General features: G+C 65.1%; 15 protein-coding genes. 10 read left to right on the top strand and 5 right to left on the bottom strand.

The features are described 5' to 3' along the window. Positions 1–2,819 precede the first annotated feature (2,819 nt). The 4 genes from RIdsm_RS30495 to RIdsm_RS09420 form a co-directional block, all read right to left on the bottom strand. Complete coding sequence (locus RIdsm_RS30495) at positions 2,820–5,858, bottom strand: hypothetical protein (RefSeq protein ID WP_057813760.1); 3,039 nt, start codon at positions 5,856–5,858, stop codon at positions 2,820–2,822. 772 nt (positions 5,859–6,630) lie between these two features. After that, entirely contained in the window at positions 6,631–7,020 is a 390-nt protein-coding gene (locus tag RIdsm_RS09430; RefSeq protein WP_057813762.1) for a hypothetical protein, read from the bottom strand. 196 nt (positions 7,021–7,216) lie between these two features. Next, on the bottom strand, positions 7,217–7,426 hold the full coding sequence (locus RIdsm_RS09425; protein WP_217625289.1) for a hypothetical protein: 210 nt from the start codon (positions 7,424–7,426) through the stop codon (positions 7,217–7,219). A 422-nt stretch (positions 7,427–7,848) separates the two neighbouring features. Then, positions 7,849–8,751 carry a LysR family transcriptional regulator gene (locus tag RIdsm_RS09420; RefSeq protein WP_064260998.1) on the bottom strand — a complete coding sequence of 301 codons (903 nt, stop codon included), beginning with the start codon at positions 8,749–8,751 and terminating at the stop codon, positions 7,849–7,851. Between the two features lie 137 nt (positions 8,752–8,888). Between RIdsm_RS09420 and RIdsm_RS09415 the strand changes: the two genes are divergently transcribed. Genes RIdsm_RS09415 through proC form a run of 6 tightly spaced genes read left to right on the top strand, consistent with a single transcriptional unit; the run spans position 8,889 to position 17,050 of the window. Beyond that, on the top strand, positions 8,889–9,944 hold the full coding sequence (locus RIdsm_RS09415; RefSeq protein WP_057813766.1) for an ABC transporter substrate-binding protein: 1,056 nt from the start codon (positions 8,889–8,891) through the stop codon (positions 9,942–9,944). After that, positions 9,941–10,843: an ABC transporter permease gene (locus RIdsm_RS09410; protein ID WP_057813768.1), complete on the top strand. Its 903-nt coding sequence runs from the start codon at positions 9,941–9,943 to the stop codon at positions 10,841–10,843. The genes RIdsm_RS09415 and RIdsm_RS09410 overlap by 4 nt, the downstream gene beginning before the upstream one ends. Positions 10,844–10,846: 3 nt before the next feature. After that, positions 10,847–11,671 carry an ABC transporter permease gene (locus RIdsm_RS09405; protein ID WP_057813770.1) on the top strand — a complete coding sequence of 275 codons (825 nt, stop codon included), beginning with the start codon at positions 10,847–10,849 and terminating at the stop codon, positions 11,669–11,671. A 12-nt stretch (positions 11,672–11,683) separates the two neighbouring features. Further along, complete coding sequence (locus tag RIdsm_RS09400; protein ID WP_057813772.1) at positions 11,684–12,748, top strand: ABC transporter ATP-binding protein; 1,065 nt, start codon at positions 11,684–11,686, stop codon at positions 12,746–12,748. Positions 12,749–12,797: 49 nt separating this feature from the next. After that, positions 12,798–16,205, top strand: coding sequence for a molybdopterin-dependent oxidoreductase (locus RIdsm_RS09395; protein WP_057813773.1), 3,408 nt, complete (start codon positions 12,798–12,800; stop codon positions 16,203–16,205). A 32-nt stretch (positions 16,206–16,237) separates the two neighbouring features. Then, entirely contained in the window at positions 16,238–17,050 is an 813-nt protein-coding gene (proC, locus tag RIdsm_RS09390) for a pyrroline-5-carboxylate reductase (protein WP_057813775.1), read from the top strand. Here the strand turns inward: proC and RIdsm_RS09385 are convergent. After that, the gene (locus RIdsm_RS09385; protein ID WP_235607989.1) at positions 17,040–17,666 is read right to left on the bottom strand and encodes a Crp/Fnr family transcriptional regulator; all 627 of its coding nucleotides are present in this window, start codon (positions 17,664–17,666) and stop codon (positions 17,040–17,042) included. The genes proC and RIdsm_RS09385 overlap by 11 nt on opposite strands. A 298-nt stretch (positions 17,667–17,964) precedes the next feature. On the opposite strand from RIdsm_RS09385, the gene RIdsm_RS09380 reads away from it, so the two are divergent. Genes RIdsm_RS09380 through RIdsm_RS09365 form a run of 4 tightly spaced genes read left to right on the top strand, consistent with a single transcriptional unit; the run spans position 17,965 to position 25,373 of the window. After that, a complete protein-coding gene (locus RIdsm_RS09380; RefSeq protein WP_057813779.1) occupies positions 17,965–20,214 on the top strand; it encodes an acyl-CoA dehydrogenase in 2,250 nt (749 codons plus the stop codon). Beyond that, on the top strand, positions 20,211–21,494 hold the full coding sequence (locus tag RIdsm_RS09375; protein ID WP_057813781.1) for an acetyl-CoA C-acetyltransferase: 1,284 nt from the start codon (positions 20,211–20,213) through the stop codon (positions 21,492–21,494). The genes RIdsm_RS09380 and RIdsm_RS09375 overlap by 4 nt, the downstream gene beginning before the upstream one ends. Next, positions 21,491–23,554: a 3-hydroxyacyl-CoA dehydrogenase NAD-binding domain-containing protein gene (locus RIdsm_RS09370; RefSeq protein ID WP_057813782.1), complete on the top strand. Its 2,064-nt coding sequence runs from the start codon at positions 21,491–21,493 to the stop codon at positions 23,552–23,554. Before RIdsm_RS09375 ends, RIdsm_RS09370 begins: the two co-directional genes overlap by 4 nt. Further along, complete coding sequence (locus tag RIdsm_RS09365) at positions 23,547–25,373, top strand: acetyl-CoA hydrolase/transferase C-terminal domain-containing protein (protein ID WP_057813784.1); 1,827 nt, start codon at positions 23,547–23,549, stop codon at positions 25,371–25,373. Before RIdsm_RS09370 ends, RIdsm_RS09365 begins: the two co-directional genes overlap by 8 nt. Positions 25,374–25,383 lie beyond the last annotated feature (10 nt).

Below are 25,383 nucleotides of genomic sequence, written 5' to 3'. Positions count from 1 at the left end.
ATCGCATTTCATGGACTGGCAGACCCCGGCGGTGTCGGCTTGCGTGCGGGCCCCGCACTTCGTGCATTGGTAGAGCCTGACCTCGGTGGAGGGCAGAAGGAGAAGGTCCTTGTCGAACTTGAGGCCAAGCCCGGTGCCGTGCTTTTCTGCGAGCGAACGGGGCCCCTCGATCGCCTTCCAGAATGCGACGAGGACATCGTGCTTCTCGAGATGGGAGATCGATGTCCCGCAGGCCGCGGCCATCTTTTCAAGCAGACGTGTAAAGCGGTTCCTGAAGCCGCTCGCCGGGATCAACGCGAGGGGCAGGTCCGTGCGCGGGTTCCGCTCGCGTGCAATGCATCGACCACGTTGGGAGGCGATGCGGGTCCAGATCGATTCATCCTCGAGATCGATCATCCCCGAGGCTTTCTCGGCGACGGCCCGGTGTTCGCGCGCCATCTTGAGCAGGTATCGCACGACGGCTTCGGAGTGCGGTTTCATGGGGCCGGGCATGGCTTTCTCGACGGCCCGGATCGGTCGCGCGATCTGCCGATAATCGACACCGATGAGACCAAATCCCTCGAGGCTGAGGCGCCCCTTTCCGAAAACGGTCAGCTCGGCGACAATCAAGGCCTTGAGGCGCTGATACTGGTTGGTTCCGGTTTCCAGCACCGGGACCACGCCGGGCCGGTAAAGCCGGAGCCCGTCTTCACGCAGCAGCCGCTCCACAGCGCCCACGAGGTTGTCGAGATCGATTGGACCATCCCGCTCTACGGCACGGAGCATGGCCGCACGGATGGCCTGTTCGCGCGAGGTCCGCTCGAAGAAGGGGGCGAAGAAGGCCGCGTCTTGGCGGTTGTCCGAGAAGACCAGCAGGTTGCGCCCACCCATCGGCGGGTTCTCTCCGCTGGACTTCTCCGGCATGGCCTCGAGCAGGGTCTGCGCGGCCACGGCCGCGATGGCCTCGTCGCCGGGCCGTAGCCGCGTGATGGGCTCGAGGTGTCGGCTCGGGAAGTGATTGCAGCTCAAACAGCGCTTCAGGTAGCGTGTGCCGTCATCGGGATCCTCGGAAAGCTCGACGGATTCAAGGACAACGGCGCCGGGCGTGTCCTCGTCGAGCGGCTCGCCGGTTGCCGGGTCGACATGCAACAGGAGCGGCTCGTCGGCGCCCTCTTCCTCGCCTTCTTCTTCGGCGTCGGCGACCCCTGGAACAAGGCGAAGAAGCTGCCTTGGACCCGAGCCTGGCTGCGGTGAAAGGCAAGCCCCGCCCATGAAGGCCTCCAGGTAAGGCTCTCCGCAGTTGCGGCAGGTGAAGAGTTCGAATGCCGGACGCTCCTCCTCGTCGCGGTCCGCACCGATGACGATCTCGGAAACCTGGTCATCCCTGTCGGCGGCCAGAACGACGCCGACCCGGTCGGGCGCCCGGGAAATCAGGTGGTAACGGGCGGGGAGCAGGGGAAAGACCGCCTGGTCTTCGCTGATGGCAAGCACCCCGATCGCGATCAGTCCGGTCAGGGCCGGAATCGCCTCGGATCCGGCATCGGAAAAGACCTCCTCGGCCAGGACATGGAGCGGCACGGCGCCGTCTTCGAGCTTGCCGGCGATCCTGCAGATCTCCTCGAAGCCGCCAAGCCTGGCGATCAGGGCATCCCCGAGTGGCAGGGTCTCGTCCAGGCGGAGCTCGGGGAGGTCGAGAAGATCCGCCTCGAAATTCCAGGCCTCGGTGTCGAGGGGTGTTTCGTTGCGCGTCGCTTCCCTCGCGATATTGGCGAGCCCCGCAGCCTCGACCCAGCGTTTCGGGGAGAGGCCGCTCGGCGTCGGCATGGCGGAGAGGGCAGGATGCGTCTTGCGCTGGGAGGTGATCACCGAGGCTTCCCCTCCGAAGGGTTCTCCGAAGAGGTTGCTGGCGAAATTCGCCAGTTCGCCCTTGCGCCCCGGGTCCAGCGAGGCCGAGGTCCCGATGCAGCGTATGGCTCCGTCTGGGACACCCAGGTGCGCCTTGAGGCGCCGAAGCAGGAAAGCCACTTCGATCGCCTGCGCCCCGGCATAGGTGTGGATCTCGTCGAGTACGATCGTGTTGAGGCGCGCGTCGGCCAGAAGCGGGCGATTTGTCGGCAGAAGCAGGATATGCTCGAGCATGGCGTAGTTGGTGATCAGGATATGGGGCGGCGCCTCGCGCATTTCCTTTCGGGAGAGCTTCCAGTTCAACGGCACATCCGCGTCTTCCCCGAAGATCTCCTGGAAGGTGGGCGTGTCCCGCAGTCGCGTGATCTCCTCGTCCCGCGTGGCATTGGCCTTCACCTGGCCGGTGTAGCGGCCGAGCGTGATGCCGGGATCCCCGAGGTCGCGGAAAAGCAGGGAGGCAATTCGGTTGAGCTGGTCGTTGGCCAGTGCATTGAGTGGGTAGACAAGGATGGCCCGGACCCCGGGGCGCGACAGGTCGCCCTGCTTGAGGATCTGGTCGATCATCGGGTAGAGGAAGGCCTCGGTCTTGCCGGAACCCGTCCCGGTCGCAACGAGGTAGTTCTCGTCGCGCAGCAGGGCGCTTTCCTGGTGGGCATGCAAGGGTCGTGACCAGACCGAGGGGGCATTGGTCGCAAAGGCGGACCATTGCGGCGCAAGCAAATCATCGCTGGCAAGCGCTTGGAGGCTGCGACCCTTTTCGAAGTCGGGCAGCATCTCGACATTGGGACCCTTGACGAATTGCATGCTCGCGACGGCGTCCCGGACCTGGCGGGCGAGCTCCGGCGCGCGGATGTCATTGATCGGCGAACTGGTCGACACGAAGCGCGCCATGGTCGCGTTGAGGTGATCTCGAAAGGCATTCGGGTCGAGGTCTGTCATGTCTGTCTTTCGTGCTGTTGTGCGGCCTGGGACCAGAGCCCGCGGAAGTAGACGAAGAATTCGATGCCCGCCCGCAGCATCAATGTAAGGGCCTGGCCGATCTCGGCTCGAGGCAGGCCGGTGCGCGTGACCAGCCCATCGACGTGCCTCTCGGCTTCGCCGAGGGCTGCCGCTCTGGCGAAACGTTCGATCGAGGCGGCAATGCGAGCTGGCCGGGGATCGCCACCGCCACCGGCATCGAAGGATCGCAGGTGCCCGAGGTTGTCGACATGGGCATCCGTGACAAGGCGCACCGTCGCCGACAGAAGATCGTCGGTGACGAGATCGTGCAGGTCCGTATCTCTCGTGCGAAAGCGCAGGGCATGGAATGCTGCTTCGAGCCTGCCGGATGCGAAGTCGGGCGGCAGCTCGACATCTGTTGCAAGGCGCGCCAGCCAGGCCTGCATCGGATCGTCTCCTCGAGGGTCGGGAAGTCCCGGCACCCGGGGGTGGCGCGCGAGTTGAGCGAGCGGGGTGAGGCCGGAGCCCGCGCTTATGCCCGAGAACGCAGCGCCAGGGGCCTCGAAAATCCATGGAGCCGATCCGGCGAGATCGTGTCGCGGCGCACACTCATCGACGTCGGGCATGTCGAGGAGTGCGGCCTTGATCGGACCGACCATCCGCGAAGGCGAAATCTCTCGGATTGCCTGTTCGTAGGCGGGCTGGAGGGCAGACTTGACCTGGTCCCCGAGAGCGGTGGGACTCTTTTGGGCGAGAAAGCCGGCAAGGTTTTTCAGGCAGGCGATATCGATCTGGTCGATTTCGCCTGGCAGGCCAAGTGCGATATCCGCTCCATCGCTGTCTTTGAAAGGTTGAAATGTCTCTTCGTTGGTGGCGCGGTAGAGAAGCCGCATCCGTCCCGGGGCCGCTGCGGGATCCAGGGGAAGGGAGATTGTGAGGCGCTGTTCCGTGGGGTCGTGGCGTACCGAGAGGCCGTGGAAGGCGGGCAGGGGAACGGGCCTGCGACCGAGGGAATGGTCGGCGACCACGGATGCACCATCCGCTCTGCGAATATCGATCCGAATGGCATCGACCTCACCGCGGTGGTCGAGCGACAGGTCGAGCCGGTTGTTTTCCATGGTGAGATCGATATTCCGGGGGTCGTCGACATGGCGGATCCTGGCGAGAAGATCGATCCGCCCGCCCTTCCTGCGCAAGGCGATCCTGTCGTCGCCCGTCGGCGCCTCCAGGAGGCTGGCGCCGATTTCCCATGACGTCCGACCGATGAAAGGCCCTCGGATTTCCGCCCCGAGCGCAAGGATGTCGGCATGCCGGTCTGTCGATCGGACCGTCAGCGTGTCGTGGAGCGACGAATGACCGAAGATGAGGGTCTTTCCCCTGGGAACCCGCGCCCAGGTTTGGGTGGGAACGTGATAGTGCCAAAGGTCTTCGCGATCGAGGCGAAGGCCGAATTCCCGGATTTCACCATCCGAGGAGACACCGAGAATAGGGGTCTCGACATCGGCCCGGTCGTCGACGACGAGACCTCCGGGGGTTTCGCGAAGCCCGGCGCTATGGGCGGGGAGGAAGTTGGCCGGGCGGGGCAGAACGGCGGGATCTCCATCGATCCGCGCGACACCGGGCCATATCCAGGCGGCGGCCGAGAGTTCTGCCCGGGCGGCTGCATCCCCGGCAGCGCCCGGCGCCAGGACGTCGAAACGGATTTTTTGAGGAGCGTCGGCGATCGCGAGGCCGAGGTCCGTGAAGGGAAGCCGCGCGATACCTTCGCTGTTGACCGTGATTTCGCGGAAACGGCGCATATTGCCGAAGGTTGCTCGAAGAATCCGGCTGCGTCCACCGATCTCGGCATCGAGCTTGACGACGACAGCGCCCTCGCAGGAGAGCAAGCGGCGAGAACCATCCGAGGCGAGGCTGCGCGCGTCGAGCCAGATCGATGCTTCCTCGGGCGCAGATATATCAAAGCGTTGCCCATCTTCGAATTCCAGAGTCTCTCCGTTCACGGCCCAGGCGACACGGAAGTCGGGATCTTCCGCTGGGATCGCAGGCCCGAACGAGGGCGAGGAGAAGGCGCCCCGAGACAGGATGACAAGTCGTTCTGCAGAAGCAGTTGTTGCCCCTGCGTCCTGTCGCTCACGTGTCAGGAGTGCCCCTGAGTCTGCGTCGAACAGGAGAATTTCTCCGGGTTGCGGTGCGAGATGGATGTCCTGTGACTGGTTCCTGCAGCGCCAGGAGAGTTTTCCCGGCCACGGCGCCGGGATGCGCGTGATGGTGCCCGCTGCGACGGGCGTCGGGAAAGCTCCCAGGGTGAGCGATTGTCTATGCCGGGAGGGTTCCGGTTCCACGGCCAGTTCCGCGCCCGACCAGAGGACCTTCGGCGGTGCGACGATATCCGATCTCTTGCGGTGGAAGGAGGCGATGGCGCGGTCGTAGGCATCGAAGAGCAAGTCCTCGCGCTCGCCGTTGGCAGCCTCGCCCCGACGCCAGTAGTCGAAGCGTTGGGCGATGTGGGCGGATTGGTCGAACCGGACAGTTGCCTGGATGCGGGTGTGGTTCGGACAGCGCCTGGCAACGGCGCGTCGTTGCCAGGCGCGCGCGGAGGCGGTGTCTTCTGTCGCCGGAGGTCCATGGTGCAGGGCCATCCAGACCAGCGCGTTTGCAAGTACCTCCAACTGCGCCTTGGCAGGGCCCATCGCGGCGAAAAAGAGGCCGGTGGGCTGGTTCGATGTTGGTATGGGCAGGCCGATCCGCCGGGCGGCCTGGCGATATCGGCTCTTCAGCATCTCGATCTCCTGTTGATCGTCGCTCACTCTTCCGAGGAAGGACGTGATATGGCGATAGACGTGCTTGCCATCCTCCGCATAGTTCCGAGAGAGGGGTAGCAGGACGCCCCAGACACCAAGTGTGGGAAACTTGTCCAGGATCATGAAGATGGAGTAGGATTTCAGTGCCTTTTCGGCGGCCTGTTGAAGACCGGGGGGCACAGGCATGTCGAGGATGAAGGGTGTCGAGCCGGCGCCGGTACGAAGCGTGACCATGGCGGCTTCGATTTCGGGTAGCGTATTCAGATTGGATGGAGCCGTCGTCACTTGGCCTTACTGCCTCTCTTGTTGGATGTTCTCTGATCGGCGCCCGCTCCCGGCATTTTTCGGACAGCGGATTCTCGACATCGGATCATGGCTTCGGGGAGCGGCGAAAACTGTCACGGTGCGGATCAACGAGGTTGGTGTGTCAGACGTGGGGTATCATTCTATCGGTGTGTGATGAATTCAGAATTCGGCTATGCAGTGCCCAAGGGTTCGCTCCTCTTCCGAGAACACCGCCCTGCCGCGGCCGGGCGGACTCATTTTGGTTTGTAATGCCTATCATTGGCCGTATGCCAGAACCACAAAGTCTTTTTACGATTTGTCCGCCATTGAGACGGAATTCTTGACCAACGCTCTCCTGTTCGAACGAATTGGAGATTATGTAGCTACAGGAAATGCAGCACCTTCGATATTTCGGGGTCCATCTGACTTTGAACCGCGCCGGGTTTGCCGGAGGCTCTCCAATTCCTGAGTAGCAACTGTGTTTCATGCGACGGCGTCTCGGTAGGCCGTTCCGTTTTCATAATCGCATTGAGCATAGTCAGGAGTTTGTGCGCGCAAGAGATGATGACTTTGGCCTTTCCAGTTGACCTGCTTACCTGAAAAGTTCGCAGTTTGAAGTTAGCCTGTTCTCCAAACGAGAAGGCAGACGATGCGGAAAACCCGTCTTATCGGATACGACAAAGGGCCCAGGCGGCAACACCGGGGCCCTGCCTTGCCCTCCTCAGGTGGCAAGCGCGTGGCGGAGCGTCGCCAGAATGTCCTCGAGCCGCGCGCCCGGCCAGCGCAGCCAGGCGTCGAAATCCGAGGGAGCCGGGCCGGCAAGAGGGCCGTCGAGAGGGATCGTGCGCACGCGCGCCAGAAGGCGCTCAAGCGGTGCCACGGCGCTTTCGAGCAGCCGGTCGATATCCTCGCGGGACGCGTCGGCGGCGAGGTGCAGCTCGGAAAGAGCCCCGATGTCGTCAATGGCATCCTCGAGGCCGGAGATGTCGAGAAGATACTCCAGGCTGCCGATCTCGGCGTCGATATCCGCGCCCAGGCGATGAAGGGGGATGTCGAGACAGGATGCGCCCTGAACGGGCGTCACGAATTGGGTGAAAACGATCGAGTTCATACCAACCTCCAGGTTGGGATCCGGGGGTGTTCTTGCCCGAGGTCGCGTCCGGGAAAGGACGGCTTGCGCCGCCACGACCGTCAGAATTCCGGGTGTTGGACCGTGCTGGAGGGTACTGCGTTCTTCCTGCTTTCTGTTTCGAATGAGATATTGGCCGGTTGCTTGATCGACGAAGAAAAAAGTTGAGGTGTGAGGGTCAGCGCCCCTCGCCCGTCATGCCGCAGGCCGCGCGCAGGCACCGGAGCATCCGAAGTTCATCGTGCGCCGAGGTCGGCCGGCGCGGCGTCTCGTCGTAGACGTCGCGTCCGGGCTTGAGCTCTACGGTGTAGCCGAGACAACGCAGGAGATCGTCAGCTTCGGCGCGGATTTTCTGGCGCCGGGTGCGGTCCTCGCCGAGGCCGAACACCTCGACGAAAGCGAAGCGGTCCGAAGGCGCGTAATGTGACTGGGCGGAAAGTAGAACGGTCGGTAGGTCGGGGTTGGCTGCCCGCCCGAGATAAACACCCCACAATAATCCTACCAATTCCGCGCAATGTGGTCTTCCGCGGGAAAACTGGAGACACTCCAAACTTGAGGTTCTCAGGAGGTCACCGACTGGTGCACTTTGAGTTCTTTGCTCACGCCCGACTTGACACCATATCCTTTAATCGCCTATATATTACAAATATGTCAATAACTTAGCATAGAATCCTACCACCCCAGCCACTTTCTTCAGATCAAAACTATGCCTGCGTCCCGCTTGTGACGGGATGCTCCGAAAGCTGTGCCGGCCAGGCCTGTCGTCGCTGGCCCAACGCCGCGTCCGTTGCATCCGCCTTCCCCTTTAGCCTACAGGCCCGACGTCTCAGAGCGCAGCATTGACAGGAACGTCTTGCCGGCAACGCTCAACGCCTCATCCTTGCGCCACGCGATGCCGACATCCGAACTCGGGGGCGGTTCGACAAGATCACGCCGCACGATCCGGCGCCCCTCCAGCGAGAACGAGCGATAGACCATGTCCGACAGGATCGAAACGCCGAGATCATTCCCCACCATGCTGCGCAGCGCCTCGAGCGCGTAGCTTCGGAACAGCACCTTGGGTTCGAATCCGTTGGCGACCCAGTAGCGCTCGATCATGCCCTCGTGCGCGTCCATGGTCGGCACGATGTAATCCTGGTCCTTCAGATCGGCCAGCGAGATGCGCTCCTTGTTGGCCAGCGGATTGCTGTTGGCCAGCCAAAGCCGCCTGGGCGATTCCAGCAGCTTCTCGTAGGTACAGGCATCGCTCCGGCGGATGTTGGAGATCAGCATCATCACCATATCCAACTCGTCCGCCAGCAACGCCTTCTCAAGCTCGGCATACTCCGCCTCGACCACCGCAAGGGTGATCCGGGGAAACTCGCGCTTGAACTTCCGCCAGAACGGCGGAAACACATACCCCGCGATCGTGCCGGTCATGCCGACACGGATGGTGGCCGTCAGGTCACTGGGAACCGCCGGGCGCAGCTCCATCGCGTCGTCCAGTGTCTGCAGGATCGCATGACAATGCCTGAGAAAATCCTCGCCCTGGGCGGTCAGCAACATACCCCGCGACTGCCGCACGAACAACTTCTGGCCCAGCTCGTCTTCCAGCCGGTTGATCGCAAGCGTGATCGACGACTGTGTGATGTTGCATATTTCCGCAGCGCGAGAGACCTGCCCCGCTTCGGCGGTGGCCACGAAGTACCGGATCTGGCGGATGGTCACATTCATTGATTTTTTCAATATCAGCTTTGATCATTCTAAAATAGTAATAGGACGCCTTCCCCGTCAACGTTGCCCAGATAACGCCGGACCCGACCGTACCGGTGCAGAAATGACAAGTTCAGCAACAGCGAGGAATACCAGCCATGAAACGTGATGACAGATTTCAACTGAGCCGCCGTGCCTTCGTGGCCGGATCGGGTGCCGCGATGGCGGCCGCCACCCTTCCGGGCCGCGCCAGCGCCCTTTCCGGCGATCTGGTCGTGTCCAACTGGGGTGGGTCGTGGAACGATTACATGTACGACTCCTTCGAACGCAGCGCGTTCGCGGATAACGGCGTCGATCTCGTGAAGGATCTGGCCCCGGTCTCGGAGCGCAAGACGCGGCTGCTGGCGGAACGCCGCCTGCCCCGCAGCTCGGTCGACGTGACCTGGCTGAGCGACAGCGACGCCTTCGAGATGAACGATCAGAACGTGCTGGAAGAGATCGATTACAGCCAGCTGTCGAATGCCGACACGATCATCCCGCAGCTGCAGTCGCCCTACTACGTTCCGGCCATCTACGGCGGCGTTGTCGTGCTCTACAATCCGAACACCGTCTCCACCCCGCCGACCAGCTTCGCCGATCTGTGGAACCCGGAATACAAGGGCCGCGTCGGGCTCTACGACCAAATCTACTTCAACTACATCTACGCGGCGGCCCTCGTCGCGGGCGGCGACATGAGCAATGTCGAGCCGGCCTTCGACAAGCTGATGGAGATGAAGGAAGAGATCCAGCCACGCCTCTACCCCTCCCATGACGCGCTGGCCGCCGGCTTCGAGAATGGCGAGATCGACATCTCCGCCAACTACAGCGCCCGCGCGCAACTCTGGAATGCGAACGGACTGCCGATCGAGATGGCCTATCCCGACGAAGGCGCGATCGCGATTGCCTTCGGCGTGGGCGTTCCGAAAAAGGCCTCGAACCGCGAGGCGGCCTACGCCTATCTCGACGCGATGCTTTCGCCCGACGGCATGGCCAACATCGCCCGCAAGACCTACTACTCGGTCGCGACCACCGATGCCTCCCTTTCGCAAGAGGAAAAGGAGAAGCTCGAATTCACCGACGCGCAGAAGGAAAAGCTGCACTTCGTCGACTACGATTATGCGGCCGAGAACGACAACGCGTGGCTCGACTGGTGGAACAAGGAGTTCAAGGGGTGACTTCCACCGACGCTTCCGACATCCCGGCGGACCGCAAGGTCCGCCGCCCCCGGGGCGGAACGTCCTTCGCGTTCCTGCCCGTTCCCAGCCTTCTGCTGGTCATCTTCGGCCTTTGCCTGCCGCTCCTCCTGATGGCGCGCTACAGCTTCGCCGAGTTCGACCCGCGTGACATGGCGATCCAGGGCCTGACCCTCGAAAACTACGCCAAGTTCTTCACCGATCCGTTCTATCGCGACGTTCTGCTGCGCACCGTCGGCGTCGCCGCGCTCACCACGCTGCTGTGCCTCATCCTCGGCGTCCCCGCAGCCCACCTGATTTCGCGCACCAAGTCTGCCCGTCTGCGCACCATCCTCATCCTTGCCTCGATCATCCCCCTGCTCATGGGCAACGCCGTGCGGGTCGCCGGCTGGATGGTCTTGCTGTCCGACCGCGGCCTCGTCAACGAAAGCCTGCTGTTCCTCGGCCTGATCGACGAGCCGATCCGCATCATGTACACGCTCTCGGCCGTGCTGCTCAGCCTCGTCGCCGTCCTCCTGCCGTTCATGATCATCACGCTGCAAAGCGTCTTCGACAGGGTTTCCGCCGATTACGAGGATGCCGCCGCAACCATGGGCGCGAAACCGGCCACCGCCTTTTTCCGCATCTTCGTTCCGCTCGCCATGCCCGGCATCTATTCGGGCGGCCTGCTGGTCTTCATCCTCGGGATGAATGCCTATGCCAGCCCCGTGCTGCTGGGCGGGCCCACCTTCCACATGATGGCCCCGGCCGTCTACGAACAGGCCATCGAAGCCTTCAACTGGCCCTTCGCGGCAAGCCTGGCCTTCGTCCTCATGGTCGCCACGCTCATCCTGACCGTGGCCTCCAGCCTGTTCCTTCAGAAACGCTACGGGAGGATGTAAGCCATGTCCGCGTCGCGCAAACCCGGGCCGTCGGCCTTCGACATCGCCATGATGATCTCGGCGGGCCTGGCCTTCCTCGTGCTGATCCTGCCGCTCGCCTCGGTGATCTGGGTCAGCTTCTTCGAAAACAAGATCATCAGCTTCCCGCCCAAGGGCTACACGCTCGACTGGTACGCGAATGCCTGGGACATGCCCCGCTTCCGCCAGGGCTTCTTCATGAGCCTCAAGGTGGGGGCCATCGCCACCGGCGTCAGCATCCTTGTCGGGGTGCCCGCCGCACTCTATCTCGCGCGCACCAGTTTCCGCGGGCGTGAGGCGATCCAGACCGTTCTGCTCGGGCCGCTCATCGTGCCGGGCATCGTGTCGGGCGCTGCGCTCTTCATGTTCCTGATCGAGCTCGAGGTCTTTTCCGGCCTGCAACTGGCACAGACCTTTGCCGGGCTCTGCATTGCCCACAGCCTGATCGCCCTGCCCTGGACGGTGCGGCTTGTGACGGCCTCGCTCGTCGGCATGAACCGTCAGGTCGAGGAAGCGGCGCTGACGATGGGTGCCCGCCCGCTCACCGTATTCATGCGCGTTACCCTGCCCGCCATCCGGCCCGGCATCGTGGCCGGCGGTCTCTTCGCCTTCGTGATCTCGTTCATCGACCTCGAGAAATCACTCTTTCTCGTCGGGCCCGGCGCCACCACGCTGCCGATCGCGATCATCAATTACCTGGAGTGGAACATCGATCCGACCATCGCCGCCGTGGCGACGGTTCAGATCGCCAGCATCGCGCTGGTGATGATCGTCACCAACCGCTTCTTCAAGCTTACACGCGCCTTTTAAGGAGGCTCCGGAATGTCCAGCATCACCCTCGAAAACGTCACCAAGCGCTACGGCAGCCTGACGACCGTCGACAAGCTCAACCTCGACATCCAGAAGGAAGAATTCCTGGCTTTCCTTGGGCCGTCGGGATGCGGCAAGACGACGACCCTGCGCATGATCGCAGGGCTGACCCTGCCCGACGACGGCGCCATTCATTTCGGCAGCCGCGACGTGACCTTCCTGCCGCCCTATTCGCGGAACGCCGGGATCGTCTTCCAAAGCTACGCGCTCTTCCCCCACATGACGATTGCCGACAACGTCGCCTTCGGCCTTCAGATGCGCAAGATCGCCAAGTCCGACATCGGCCCGCAGGTGACCCGCGCGCTTCAGCTCGTGCAGATGGAACACCTTGCAGGGCGGATGCCGCACGAGCTTTCCGGCGGGCAACAGCAACGCGCCGCGCTGGCCCGCGCCATCGTCTACGAACCGGACGCCCTGCTGCTCGACGAACCGCTCTCAGCGCTGGATGCCAAGCTTCGGCTGGAAGTCCGCAACGAACTGCGCGCCCTGCAGAAAACGCTGGGCCTCACCACCGTCTTCGTGACCCACGACCAGGACGAGGCGATCAGCGTCGCCGACCGCATCGCCGTCATGTCGGGCGGACGCATCGAACAGGTCGGCACGCCCACCGAAATCTACGAGCGGCCCGCCAACCGTTTCGTGGCCGAATTCATCGGCGCCTCGAACTTCCTGACCGGACAGGATGTCGGCGCCGGACAATTCAAGCTGACCAGCGGGCAGACCGTAGGCTTCGGCCATGCCGGCGCCCGGGCCGAGCGCGGTACAATCTCGATCCGCCCCGAGAAGATCCGCCTCAGCGAAAGCCGCAACCACGACGAGACCGGCAACGGCCACGGCATGGATGCCACCGTGAAATCGGTGATCTACCGCGGCGCCCTGACCGAGGTATTGATGAACGTGGGCTCGGAAGAAATTACCGCCCATTGCCAGAACTTCGACACGGCCGGTCCGAAACGTTTTGCCCCCGGCGACACCGTCTATGCACATTGGGCCCCCGACGCGGCCGTGCTCCTGTGATAGGGTGACGCGCGCAGTCACAGGCACCGACCAGACGAGGAAGACCAGCATGAACAAGCCTGAGTTTCGCAAACCCCGGCACAGCTCCGTCACCGACGGGGACATACCCGGCTACTGCACCTTCTGCCGGTCCCGTTGCGGCACGCTGAACCGCGTCCGGAACGGCAGGCTCGTCTCGGTTCAGCCCCTGCCCGAGCACCCGACCGGAAAGGCGATCTGCCCCAAGGGCCGCGCCGCGCCCGAAGTGGTTCACAGCGCCCGCCGCCTGACGAAACCGCTCCGGCGCACCCGGCCCAAGGGCGATGAAGACCCCGGATTCGAGGAAATCAGCTGGGACGAGGCGCTCGACGAGATCGCCGGCAACCTGGCCGAATACGCGCGGGAAAGCGGCCCCGAAAGCGTCGTCTTCTCCTTCGCCTCCCCCAGCGCGGCATCGATCTCCGACAGCCTGCCATGGCTCGAACGCTTCGTGTGGACCTATGGCAGCCCCAACATCTGCTGGGCCACCGAGCTGTGCAACTGGCACAAGGACCACATGCACAAGCTGACGGTCGGCACCGGCCTGCCCGTACCGGATTACGCCAACAGTGACCTGATCGTGCTCTGGGGTCACAATCCCGAAAAGGTCTGGCTGGCCCAGGCCGAGAAGATCGCAGGCGCGCTTCAACGGGGGGCCGAGCTGGTGCTGGTCGACCCACGCAAAACCGGCATGGCATCGCAGGCCGCGCAATGGCTCCGCGTGCGGCCCGGCAGTGACGGCGCCCTCGCGCTCGGTCTCATCCGGCTGTTGCTCGCGGACGAGGGCTTCGACGAAACCTTCGTGCGCCAATGGTCCAACGCGCCCTTCCTCGTGCGCGAGGACACCGGCGCACTGCTCCGGGCCGGCGACGCGGGTCTCACGCCCGCCGACGCCTTCGTCGCCTTCGACGCCAGCCGGGGCGCGCCGGTGGCCGTCGACACCCGCCACGCACTCGATCCGTCACTCAGCGAAAACCTCGATCTCTTCCACACCGGCGAGATCGCCCTCGCTGGCGGCGGCACGGTCGCCTGCAAGACGGCCTTCGCCGAGCTCCGCCAGGCCAGCGCGCCCTTCACGCCCGAGCATGTCGCGGAAACCTGCAATATCGACCCGAAAGACCTCCACGCCTTCGCCCGCCGCCTCGCCTCCGCAAAAAGCGTCAGCTACTACTGCTGGACGGGCGTCGGACAACAGGGCAACGCCACCCAAACCGACCGCGCCATCGCCTGCGTCTTCGCCCTCACCGGCCAATACGACACACCGGGCGGCAACGTGACATGGCCCTCGATCCCCATCGAACCGATCAGCAGCTACGCAACGTTACCCCGGGAACAGGCGGAAAAATCGCTCGGCTACCAGACCCGCCCGCTCGGCCCCGCCAGCGGCGGCTGGGTCACCGGCAGCGAGGTCTACCGCGGCATCCTCGAGGAAAAGCCGTATCGCGTCCGCGCCCTCGTCAGCTTCGGCAGCAACGTCCTGTCCTCCCAGCCTGATCCTGACCGGGGCCGAGCGGCCCTCGAAAAGCTCGACCTGCAGGTTCACTGCGACATGTTCCTCAACCCCAGCGCCATGAGCGCCGATATCATCCTGCCCGTGAACAGCGCGTGGGAGCGGGATGGCCTGCGGGCCGGGTTCGAGATTTCACTGGCAGCGCAGGAAACGCTCCAGCTCCGGCCCGCCATGGTGCCCCCGCGCGGCGAAGCCCGTTCGGATTTCGACATCGTCGCAGCCCTGGCGGAGCGGCTGGGCTTCGGCGAACAGTTCGGTCACGGCGACTGGGATGCCGCGCATGACGCGATCCTGGCCCCGATCGGCCTGACGACCGACGATCTGCGCGGCGCCCCCATGGGCCTCACCATCCCGCTCGAGCACAGCTTCCGCAGCTATGCCACCCCGCGCCCCGACGGCACCGTGGCGGGCTTCCCGACCCCCTCCCGCCGGGTCGAATTCCATTCATGCAAGCTTCAGGCCCACGGCTACCCGGCCGTGCCCGATTTCGTGCCCCCCGAACAGCCGACCAAGGACGCCCCGCTGATCCTCACCACCGCCAAGAGCGGCTATTACTGCCACACCCAGCACCGCGGCCTGAACATGCTGCGGCGCAAGTCCCGCACGCCCCGGGTCGACCTGCACCCCGACACGGCGGCTCAGCGCGGCATCGCCGAGGGTGCAACCGTGCATCTTCTGCGCAACGGCGCGCGCATCACCATGGAAGCCCATATCGACCCCGCCCTCGACCCCGGCGTGGTGGTCGCCGGGTATGGCTGGTGGCAAGGGGCCCCCGACATCGGTGCGCCCGCCTACGAGATCCGCGGCGAGAGCGACGCAAACTACAATTCGCTCGCCGGCTTCGACCGGCTCGATCCGGTCAGCGGCGCGCCCGCCGTGCGCTCGATGTGCTGCGAGGTGGTGCCGGCCGGCACCGCCACCTCCCCCTGGACGGGCTATCGTCCGCTGACGGTGACCAATGCCACCCGTATCGCGCCCGGCGTGACCGAGCTGACATTGGCCTCGGAAAACGAAACACCGCTGACCGGCTTCAAGCCGGGGCAGTTCATCTCGCTCCGCCTCCCCGGTGCGGAAGACCCGACGCTCTCCCGCTCCTACTCCCTGACCGGCCTGCCCGGCATCGCACCCACGAGCTACCGCGTCGGCATACGGCGGCTGGATGACGGCGCACTCTCCGGCGCGCTGAGCGACCTGAAACCGGGCGACAGCGTTCTCGCCGCCGCCCCCGACGGCCACTTCACCCTGCCCGTGGAGAACGAATTCCCTGTGGTGCTGATCGCGGCCGGCATCGGCATCACCCCGTTCATCAGCCTGCTGGAGCATGTCGCACAGCACGGCGGCCCGGAAATCCACCTCTACTACGGCTCCCGCAACGGTGCGGAACATGCCTTCCGGGACAGGATCGAGGCGCTGAGCACGGCAAGCGGGCGCATCACCGTCCACAACTTCTACAGCCGCCCGCGCCCGGAAGAGACGGTCGATCACCTCACCGGGCGGCTCTCGCCCGAAAAGATCGACCCGGCCCTGCTCGCCCGGCGCGCGCGGTTCTACATGTGCGGCCCCGACGAGATGCTGAGCACCTTCCGCAAAAGTCTCGACGACATGGATGTGCCCGCCTTCGAAGTGTTTCACGAACGTTTCACCGCGCCGCCGCGCGTTTCGGCCACCGACCTTGCGCCGCAACAGGTACATTTCAGCCGCCAGAACAAGACATTGCGCTGGACCCCGGCCGACGGCTCCCTGCTCGACCTCGCCGGCAAGCACGGCCTCGCGCTTCCCTCGGGCTGCCGGACAGGCCAGTGCGAAAGCTGCGCCACCGCGGTGATCTCGGGCGAGGTCGGCCACTACACCGAGGTCGAAACCGACGACCCGCAACAATGCCTGACCTGCCAGGCCTACCCGGTGTCCAGCGTGACGCTGGACGCCTGAGCCATCTCCGAAAACCGGGAAGGAAGTACAGAATGAAGACGATCGTGCTGATCGGCGCCGGCAACATGGGCGGCGCCCTCCTCCAAGGCTGGATCGGAAGCTGGCAGCACGAGGCCGCCTTTAACGTCATCGACCCGGTGGCCGAGGCCTCCGACCGGTATCCCGGGGTCGCCTTCCATACCGAGGCCGCCGCGCTCCCCGCAGGGTTGAAACCCGATGTCGTTATCCTGGCGGTGAAGCCCGACAAGGTCGTCCCGGCGCTGAAAGAGGTCGCTCCTCATATTGGCCCCGCGACATGTATCGTCTCGGTCGCGGCGGGCGTTGGCATCGACACCATTGGCACCGCACTGCCCGCCGGCACGCCGATTGCGCGGATCATGCCCAATATCGGCGCCATGGCGGGCTACGCCGTCTCCGCGGGGTTCGCGGGCCCCGATGTGCCACAAGCGACCGAAGCGTTGCTCGATGACATGTTCTCCGCCATAGGCCCGATGTGCTGGGTCGAAAACGAGGACGACCTGCATACCGTCACGGCAATCTCCGGCAGCGGCCCGGCCTATTTCTTCGCCTTCTGCGAAACCCTGCGCGATGCGGCGATGGCACACGGGCTACCCGCCGCAACCGCCGAAACGCTGGCCGTCGGCACCGCGATTACCGCGGGCCGGCTTCTGGAAGGGAGCCCAACGCCGGAAGACCTCCGCCACAAGGTGACCAGCCCCAATGGCACAACGGCGGCAGGCCTCGCCGCACTGGCACGGGACGATCGGCTCGCCCACCTGCTCGACCGCACCGTCGACGCGGCGAAAGCCCGCTCCGTCGAACTCTCCGGCGCCCCTAAGACGTAACCGCTCCTGCACCGAGTTCGAGCTGTCCGTTGGCGGCAAGCCGCCGCGTGACGGTGCGCATGATCGACAGGCCGAAACTCGGATCCTCGAATTGCAGGCGCATGAAGCGCTTCTCGTCGATCTCGTAGACTTCCACTTCCCCGACGGTGCGCGCCGTGGCCGTGCGCTGCGCCGCATCGGTGAAAAACGCGATCTCGCCGAAGATGTCCCCGTCGGAAATCTCGACCCCGACCTCCTCGATCAGAACCCGGCCTTCCGCCAGGAAATACAGCCGGTCCACCGGGTCGCCACGCCTGAAGATACAGGTTCCGGCCTCGATCCGGCGCCGCTTGCCATAGGTCTTGATGATCGAGAAATCCGCCGCCGCACCTTCCGTTGCCCGCGACACCCTCCCCCGCAGCGTGAGGATCTCCCAGAAGCGGTAGGCGTTTATCGGCAGAAGCGTCAACTCCATCACCAGCAGCGGCCAGAGCTCGAGGACGGAGGCATAGAAGATGAAACAGATCGAAGACGCGATGGCGAGAACCCGCAGCGGGATCATCGTATTCATGGCATAGGTCGCGACCGTCAGAAGCGACGCCAGCCAGCCGAACGCCTCGATCCAGTGTATCGTCATTAAATTCATTGTATTACCCGCATTTCCGCAAATCCTTATGGTCTGCTTTCCGCCGCGCGCCAAGCGTTCTGAACGGATGGAGAGGAGGGCGCGGGCACAGAAGACCGGCGACACATCATAATCCGACGGCGTGGGCAATCCCGCCGGCTCGCCAGCCAGGGCGCCCCATGCCACTGCGCAAAAATCGGCCCAGAACCGCGCTCCATCTGCGACATATCCCGAAAATCGCGCCCTGACCCGGCGAAAGGCGGAACCCTGTCCGTCACCGCGCGTTTCCGTAGTTCAGGAGGGCCAAACCGTGTCATTTCGCAAATCCTACATCACCAAGCCGATCTTCAAATGGGCCAAGGGCGCGCTGCCGACCCTGTCGGAAACCGAATCCGAGGCCATCAACTCGGGCGATGTCCATTTCGAGGCCGAGCTGTTCTCGGGCAAGCCCGACTGGTCGATGCTGCGCTCGATGAAGGCGCCCGAACTGACAGCCGAGGAACAGGCCTTCATCGACGGTCCCTGCCGCGAATTCTGCGGCATGGTGGACAGCTGGGAAATTGACCAGCACACCGCCGACCTGTCGCCCGAAGCCTGGGACTTCCTGCGCGAAAAGGGCTTCTTCGGCATGATCATCCCGAAGGAACATGGCGGGCTCGGCTTTTCCGCCTATGCCCATTCCGAGGTCGTCCGCTACATCGCAAGCCACTCGGTCGTGGCGGCCGTCACCGTGATGGTCCCCAACTCGCTCGGTCCCGGCGAGCTGATCCTGCAATTCGGCACAGACGATCAGAAGAAAGACTGGCTCCCCCGCCTCGCCAGCGGCAAGGAACTCCCCGCCTTCGGTCTGACCAGCGAAGACGCGGGCTCCGACGCCTCGGCGATGACCGACGATGGCGTCATCTGCAAGGGCCAGTGGAATGGTGAGGAAGTGCTCGGCATCCGCATGAACTGGGCCAAGCGCTACATTACGCTCTCGCCCATCTGCACGGTGCTTGGCCTCGCCTTCAAACTGCGCGACCCCGATCACCTGCTGGGCGACACCGAGGATATCGGCATCACCTGCGCCCTCGTGCCCACCGACCTGCCCGGCGTCGAAACCGGCCGCCGGCACCTGCCCTCGGGCACCATGTTCCTCAACGGCCCCACCACCGGCACCGATGTGTTCATCCCGCTCGAAAACATCATCGGCGGGCCGGAATACGCTGGCCGCGGCTGGATGATGCTGATGAGCGCGCTCGCCGCCGGGCGCGGCATCTCGCTGCCCTCGCTTTCCGCCGCCTCCACCGCCATGGCCGCGCACACCACCGGCGCCTATGCCCGCATCCGCAAGCAGTTCAACCTGCCCATCGGCCTCTTCGGCGGGGTGCAGGAGCCTATGGCCCGCATCGCCGCCAGCGCCTATACCGTCGATGCCGGCCGCCGCCTGACCACGGCAACGCTCGACCAGGGCTACAAGCTCGCCGTGATCTCGGCGATCATGAAATACCACGCCACCACCCGCATGCGCGACGCCATCACCGATGCGATGGACGTGCATTCCGGCAAGGCGGTGATCGACGGCCCGCTCAACTACCTGCTGCCCTCCTACCGGGCGATCCCCATCGGGATCACCGTCGAGGGCGCCAATATCGTCACCCGCAACCTGATCATCTTCGGTCAGGGCGCCATTCGTGCGCACCCCCACCTGCTCGACGAAATCGAGGCCCTGCAGGAACCCGACCAGGAAAAGTCGCTCGACGCCTTCGACAAGCATTTCTGGGCCCACGTGAACCATTCCGTGCGCACCGTCTTCCGCGCCTTCTGGTCCGCCTGGACAGGCCGCGGTGACGCGCCCGACGACGCTGGCAAGATCACCCCGCTCTACCGCCGCCTGTCGCGCTGGTCCGCCGCCTTCGCGGTGACCGCCGACATGGCCTTCCTCACCCTCGGCGGCGCGCTCAAGCGGAAAGAGATGATCTCCGCCCGCCTCGGCGATGCCCTGTCCGAGATGTACCTCATCGCCGCCACGCTCAAACGGTGGGAGGACGAAGGCCGCAACGAGGCCGACCTGCCCCTCGTCCACCACGCCGCCGAAACCGGCTTCAACCGCATCGGCCAGGCGCTCGACGAGACCATCGCCAACATGCCCGCCCGTTGGGTCGGCTGGCTGCTGCGCCCCATCCTGCGCCCCCGCGCCCACCCGCGCGGCCCGTCCGACACGGTGACGGAACAATGCGCCATGCTGATCTACCACCCCTCGGAAACCCGCGAGCGGCTCGTGAGGGACCTCCACAAGCCCGCCCCCGAAAGCGGGCTGGGCCTGCTCGACAACGCCTACGCCCTCGTACTGAAGGCCGAACCGCTGGCCAAGCGCCTGCGCGAGATGGGCAAGACCCCGCAGGAAGCCCTCGACGCCGGCGTGCTGTCCGAGAAGGACTTCCAGCAACTGAAACGGGCCGAGGAAGCCGTGCAGCGGGTGGTCGCCGTCGACGATTACACGCCTGACGAGCTGGCCCGCCTCTTCCCCGACATGCGCCGGAACCACGACTGGACCGGCGGAAAGGAGGCCGCTGAATGAGCCGTCCCGTCTACCTCGTCGATGGCGCCCGCACGCCCTTCCTGCGCGCCCGCGGCCGCCCCGGCCCCTTCACCCCCGTCGACCTCGCCGTGCAATGCGGCCGTCCGCTCCTGATGCGACAGCCCTTCGAGGCCACGGCCTTCGACCTCGTGATCCTCGGCTGCGTCAACGTCATCCAAGACGAGATGAACCCCGCCCGCGTCGCCGCCCTCCGCCTCGGCATGGGCGAAGAGCAGGTGGCCTTCACCGTTCAGATCAACTGCGGTTCGGGCATGCAGAGCATCGACACCGCCTATCGCTACATCCGCGAGGGCAGCCACGAGATGATCCTCGCCGGCGGCACCGAGGCGCTCAGCCACGCGCCCCTCGTCTACAGCCGCGAGGCCACCGAATGGTACGGCGACCTCGCCCGCGCCAAGGGCCCGCTCGACAAGGTGAAAGCCATGTCCGAGGTGCGCCCCGACTTCTTCTCGCCCGTCATCGGCCTCGAACGCGGCCTGACAGACCCGATCACCTCGCTCAACATGGGCCAGACGGCCGAGGTGCTGGCCCACCGCTTCGGCATCGACCGCACCACCGCCGACGCCTATGCCGTCGACAGCCACAAGCGCCTCACCGCGGCCCAGAAGGAAGGTCGTCTGGATGGCGAGGTCCTTCCCGCCTTCGACAGCGACGGCAACGCCCACGAACACGATGACGGCGTCCGTCCCGACAGCTCGCTCGAGAAGCTGGCCAAGCTGAACCCCGCCTTCGAGAAGCCCTACGGCAAGGTCACCCCCGGCAATTCCAGCCAGATCACCGATGGCGCGTCCTGGACGATCCTCGCCTCCGAACAAGCAGTCGAGGCGCATGGCCTGACCCCCATCGCCAAGATCGTCGACAGCGAATGGGCCGCACTCGACCCCGGCATCATGGGTCTCGGCCCGGTGCTGGCCTCGACCCCGCTGGCCCAGCGGCACGGCCTTTCCGTCGACGACGTCGACCTCTGGGAAATCAACGAGGCTTTCGCCGCGCAGGTGCTCGCCTGCCTCGCCGCCTGGCAGGACGATGATTTCTGCAAGGAAATCCTCGGCTATGACAGCGCATTCGGCCGCATCGACCACGACAAACTCAATGTGGATGGCGGCGCTATCAGCCTAGGCCACCCGGTCGGCACCAGCGGCAACCGCATCGTGCTTCACCTCGCCAACGCCCTGAAAGCACGCGGCGCCAAGCGCGGCATCGCCACCGAATGTATCGGCGGCGGACAGGGCGGCGCCATGCTCCTGGAGGCCGCATGACCGACGACGTACTCGACCAGATCACCCCCGATGAAGTCACCGACGCGCCCGCCGCTCCCGACGCACGGCATTGGCGCAAGGAATTACGCGGCGACCAGATCGTCCTGTGGCTCGACTGCGCCGACACCGGCACCAACGTCATCTCCGAAGAGGTCCTGCGCGAGCTCGACACCCTGCTCGACGATGCCAAGGCCGCGACCCCCAAGGCGCTCGTCATCCGCTCCGCCAAACCGGGCGGCTTTGCCGCCGGCGCCGATATCGACGGCTTCGCCGACCTGCGCGGCGACGATGCCGTCGAGATGCTGCAACAGGGCCACGCCGTCCTCGACAAGCTGGCCGACCTGCCCTTCCCGACCGTGGCCGTGGTCCACGGCGCCACGCTCGGTGGCGGCTTCGAGCTGGCCCTAGCCTGCGACTACCGCATCGGCATCGAGGGCGTGAAACTGGGCTTCCCCGAAATTCAGCTCGGCCTGCACCCCGGCCTTGGCGGCACCTTCCGCCTGACCTCGCTCATCGACCCGACAGAAGCGATGCAGATGATGCTCACCGGCAAAACCGCCCATGACCGCAAGGCCAAGAAACTCGGCATCCTCGACGCGCTCGTCCCCGAGCGCCATGTCGCAGCCGCCACCGACGCCGCCGCCTCCGGCAAGATGGAGCGCGACCACGGCGGCTTCCGCGCCTCCGCCCTGCGCACCGGCGTCGCCCGCAATCTCGCCGCCACCCGCATGCGTGCCGAAAGCGAGAAGAAGGCGCCCCGCGCGCATTTCCCCGCCCCCTTCGCGCTGATCGACCTGTGGGAAGACCACGGCGACGACCCGGCCGAAATGCAAAAGGCCGAGATTGCCTCCTTTGCGGAACTACTGAACAGCCCCACCGCCCAGAACCTCATCCGCGTCTTTTTCCTGCGCCGCAATCTCAAGGCGGCCGGCAAGGGCGATGATGGCATCGCCCATGTCCACGTGATCGGCGCCGGCGCGATGGGCGCGGAAATCGCCGCATGGTCCGCCATGCAGGGCAAGCGCGTCACCATCGAGGACGTCAAGCTCGACCCCCTCGGCGCCACCATCCGCCGCGCCACGAAAATCTACGAGAAGAAGCACCTCAAGAGCATCGAGAAGCGCGACGCCCTCGACCGCCTCATGCCCGATCCGCAAGGGCTCGGTCGGGCCCGCGCCGACCTCGTGATCGAAGCGGCCCCGGAAAAGCTGGAACTGAAAGAGAAAATCTACGCGAGCCTCGCCGACGTGATGAAACCCGGCGCGATCCTCGCCACCAACACCTCCAGCCTCAAGCTTGCCGATCTCGTAAGCGCCGCCCCCGATGCCAAGCGCTTCGCAGGCCTCCACTTCTTCAACCCGGTCAGCCAGATGCCCCTGGTCGAAGTGGTTTCGCACAAGAAGGCCTCCGCCGACACGCTCGACCGGCTCGCCGCCTTCACCACCGGCGTCGACCGCCTGCCTGCGCGGGTCAAAGACTACCCCGGCTTCCTCGTGAACCGCGTCCTCGCCCCCTACCTGATGGAGGCGATGGTCATGCTCGACGAGGGCTATTCCAAGGAAGAGATCGACCGCGCGGCCCTCACCTTCGGTATGCCCATGGGCCCGGTGACGCTCGCCGACCAGGTCGGGCTAGACATCTGTCTCGAGGTGGCCAACTCGATGCAAAACGGTCTCGAAACGCCCGTCGCCGACACCCCCGCCTGGCTTCCGGAGAAGGTCGAGAAAGGCGAAACCGGCAAGAAGGCCGGCAAGGGCCTTTACGACTACGACAGCGAAACGCCGCCCGACACGCCCGCCGACGACCCCGATCAGGCGATCATCGACCGTCTCATCCTGCCCATGTGCAACGCCGCCATCGAATGCTTGCGCAAGGGCGTCGCCCCAGATGCCGACACGATCGACGGCGCCGTCATATTCGGCACCGGCTGGGCTCCCTTCCGCGGCGGCCCTCTGCACTACGCCAAGACCCGCCGCGACGTGCCGAAAACACTGGAGCAACTGGCCGACCGCCACGGCCCCCGCTTCACCCCCGATCCGGGTTGGGGCGACCTTGTCTGACGCAGACCGATCTGCCGACGCCATCGCGCACGAGATCATCGAGCGCACCGGCGGCGATATCCGGCTTGCCCTGCCCCTCGGCCTGGGCAAACCGGTTACCTTGGTCAACGCGCTGACCCGCGCAGTGGCCGACCGCTCCGACGCGCGCCTGTCGATCCTGACCGCCCTGACGCTGGAACGCCCCGACATGTCCGAGGGCATGGCACAGCGCTTCCTCGAACCCGCCGCCGACCGCCTTTTCGGCCGCTACCCGCCGCTCGCCTATGCCGACATGCTGCGCGACGGCACGCTGCCCGACAATATCGAGGTGTCCGAGTTCTTCATGCAGGCCGGCCGCTGGATCGGCGTTCGCGACGCCCAGCGTCATTACATCCCCGCGAATTACACCCACGCCTATGACGTTCTGGCCAACTGGCGGCCCAACGTTCTGATGCAACTGCTGGCCCCCCTCGACAACGCCAATTACAGCCTGTCCTGCAACACCGACATCTCCTCCGATCTCCTCCGCGCCCGCCGCGAAGGGCGGCAGGATTTCCTGATCGTGGGCGAGATCACCGACAAGCTGCCCGCCATGGACGGCCCCGAAGCGCGCCTGCCCCGCGACGAGGTGCAACTCCACTGCGACTCTCCCGCAGATTTCGACCTCTTCTCCGTCGTCAAACGCCCCGTCGGCCGCCCGGAACACGCCATCGGCCTCCACGTCGCCCGCACCATCCCCGACGGCGGCACCCTGCAGATCGGCATCGGCGCCATTGGCGACGCAGTGGCCCATGCGCTCATCCTGCGCCAGTCGGGCCAGCTTTCGAAAATCACCGAAACCTCCCCCTTCGCCCCCGACGCCTTCGACGAGCAAGGCCCCTTCGACACCGGCCTCTATGCCGTCACCGAAATGCTGGTCGACGGGCTGCTCCAGTTATTCGAACGCGGTATCATCAAGCGCGAGGTCGACGGCGCCGCCATCCACGCCGGCTTCTTCGTCGACTGCCGCGATTTCTACGACCGCCTGCGCGACCTTCCCCCCGAACAGCGCGCGAAAATCCACATGATGCCCGTCTCCTACACCAACCAGCTCTACGGCGACGAGCCCGCCAAGCGCGCCGCCCGCACCGATGCCCGCTTCGTCAACTCCGCCATGAAAGCCACCCTTCTCGGCGGTCTGGTCAGTGACATCACCACCGGCGCACAGGAGGTCAGCGGCATCGGCGGCCAGTTCAACTTCATCGAACAGGCCTTCGCCCTCGACGGCGGCCGCGCGCTGATCACCCTGCCCTCGACCCGCACCAAGAAGGGCGAGACCGTTTCCAACATCGTCTGGGAACAGCCGCACGAAAGCGTCCCTCGCGCCTATCGCGACATCATCGTCACCGAGTATGGCATCGCCGACCTGCGCGGCCAGCGCGACGAGGATGCCATCGCCCGCATGCTCGCCATCACCGACAGCCGCTTTCAGGACGACCTGCTGGACAAGGCCAAGTCCGCCGGCAAGGTCGCGAAGGATTTCGCCATCGACCCCGCCTGGCGCGCCAACACCCCCGAGGCCCTCGCCCAGTGGCTCGCCCCCCACGACCTGCCCGATTTCCCCTTCGGCACCGATTTCGACGCGGTCGAACGCCGCATCCTGCCGGCCCTCGGCCGCCTCTCGGAAACTCAAGGCAACACCCGCGCCATGGCCCGTCTCGTTCTTTCGGGCATGACCGCACCCAAGCCGCCCGAGGAAATGGCCCGCATGGGCCTCGACACCCCGGCCTCCCTCAAGGAACGGCTCGAATCCTGGGCGCTTGCAGGCGCCTTGAAGGCCACCGCACCCGACAACACCTGAGCTGCCGCAA

This window comes from Roseovarius indicus (assembly GCF_008728195.1).
Classification (GTDB): domain Bacteria; phylum Pseudomonadota; class Alphaproteobacteria; order Rhodobacterales; family Rhodobacteraceae; genus Roseovarius; species Roseovarius indicus.
This window is presented reverse-complemented; position numbering and strand designations above follow the sequence as displayed.

Bases quoted from the DNA above. Each gene is read 5' to 3' on its own strand.
- RIdsm_RS30495 (WP_057813760.1), bottom strand. From the start codon at position 5,858: ATGGTCACGCTTCGTACCGGCGCCGGCTCGACACCCTTCATCCTCGAC.
- RIdsm_RS09430 (WP_057813762.1), bottom strand. From the start codon at position 7,020: ATGAACTCGATCGTTTTCACCCAATTCGTGACGCCCGTTCAGGGCGCA.
- RIdsm_RS09420 (WP_064260998.1), bottom strand. From the start codon at position 8,751: ATGAATGTGACCATCCGCCAGATCCGGTACTTCGTGGCCACCGCCGAA.
- RIdsm_RS09415 (WP_057813766.1), top strand. From the start codon at position 8,889: ATGAAACGTGATGACAGATTTCAACTGAGCCGCCGTGCCTTCGTGGCC.
- RIdsm_RS09405 (WP_057813770.1), top strand. From the start codon at position 10,847: ATGTCCGCGTCGCGCAAACCCGGGCCGTCGGCCTTCGACATCGCCATG.
- RIdsm_RS09400 (WP_057813772.1), top strand. From the start codon at position 11,684: ATGTCCAGCATCACCCTCGAAAACGTCACCAAGCGCTACGGCAGCCTG.
- RIdsm_RS09395 (WP_057813773.1), top strand. From the start codon at position 12,798: ATGAACAAGCCTGAGTTTCGCAAACCCCGGCACAGCTCCGTCACCGAC.
- proC (WP_057813775.1), top strand. From the start codon at position 16,238: ATGAAGACGATCGTGCTGATCGGCGCCGGCAACATGGGCGGCGCCCTC.
- RIdsm_RS09385 (WP_235607989.1), bottom strand. From the start codon at position 17,666: ATGACGATACACTGGATCGAGGCGTTCGGCTGGCTGGCGTCGCTTCTG.
- RIdsm_RS09375 (WP_057813781.1), top strand. From the start codon at position 20,211: ATGAGCCGTCCCGTCTACCTCGTCGATGGCGCCCGCACGCCCTTCCTG.
- RIdsm_RS09370 (WP_057813782.1), top strand. From the start codon at position 21,491: ATGACCGACGACGTACTCGACCAGATCACCCCCGATGAAGTCACCGAC.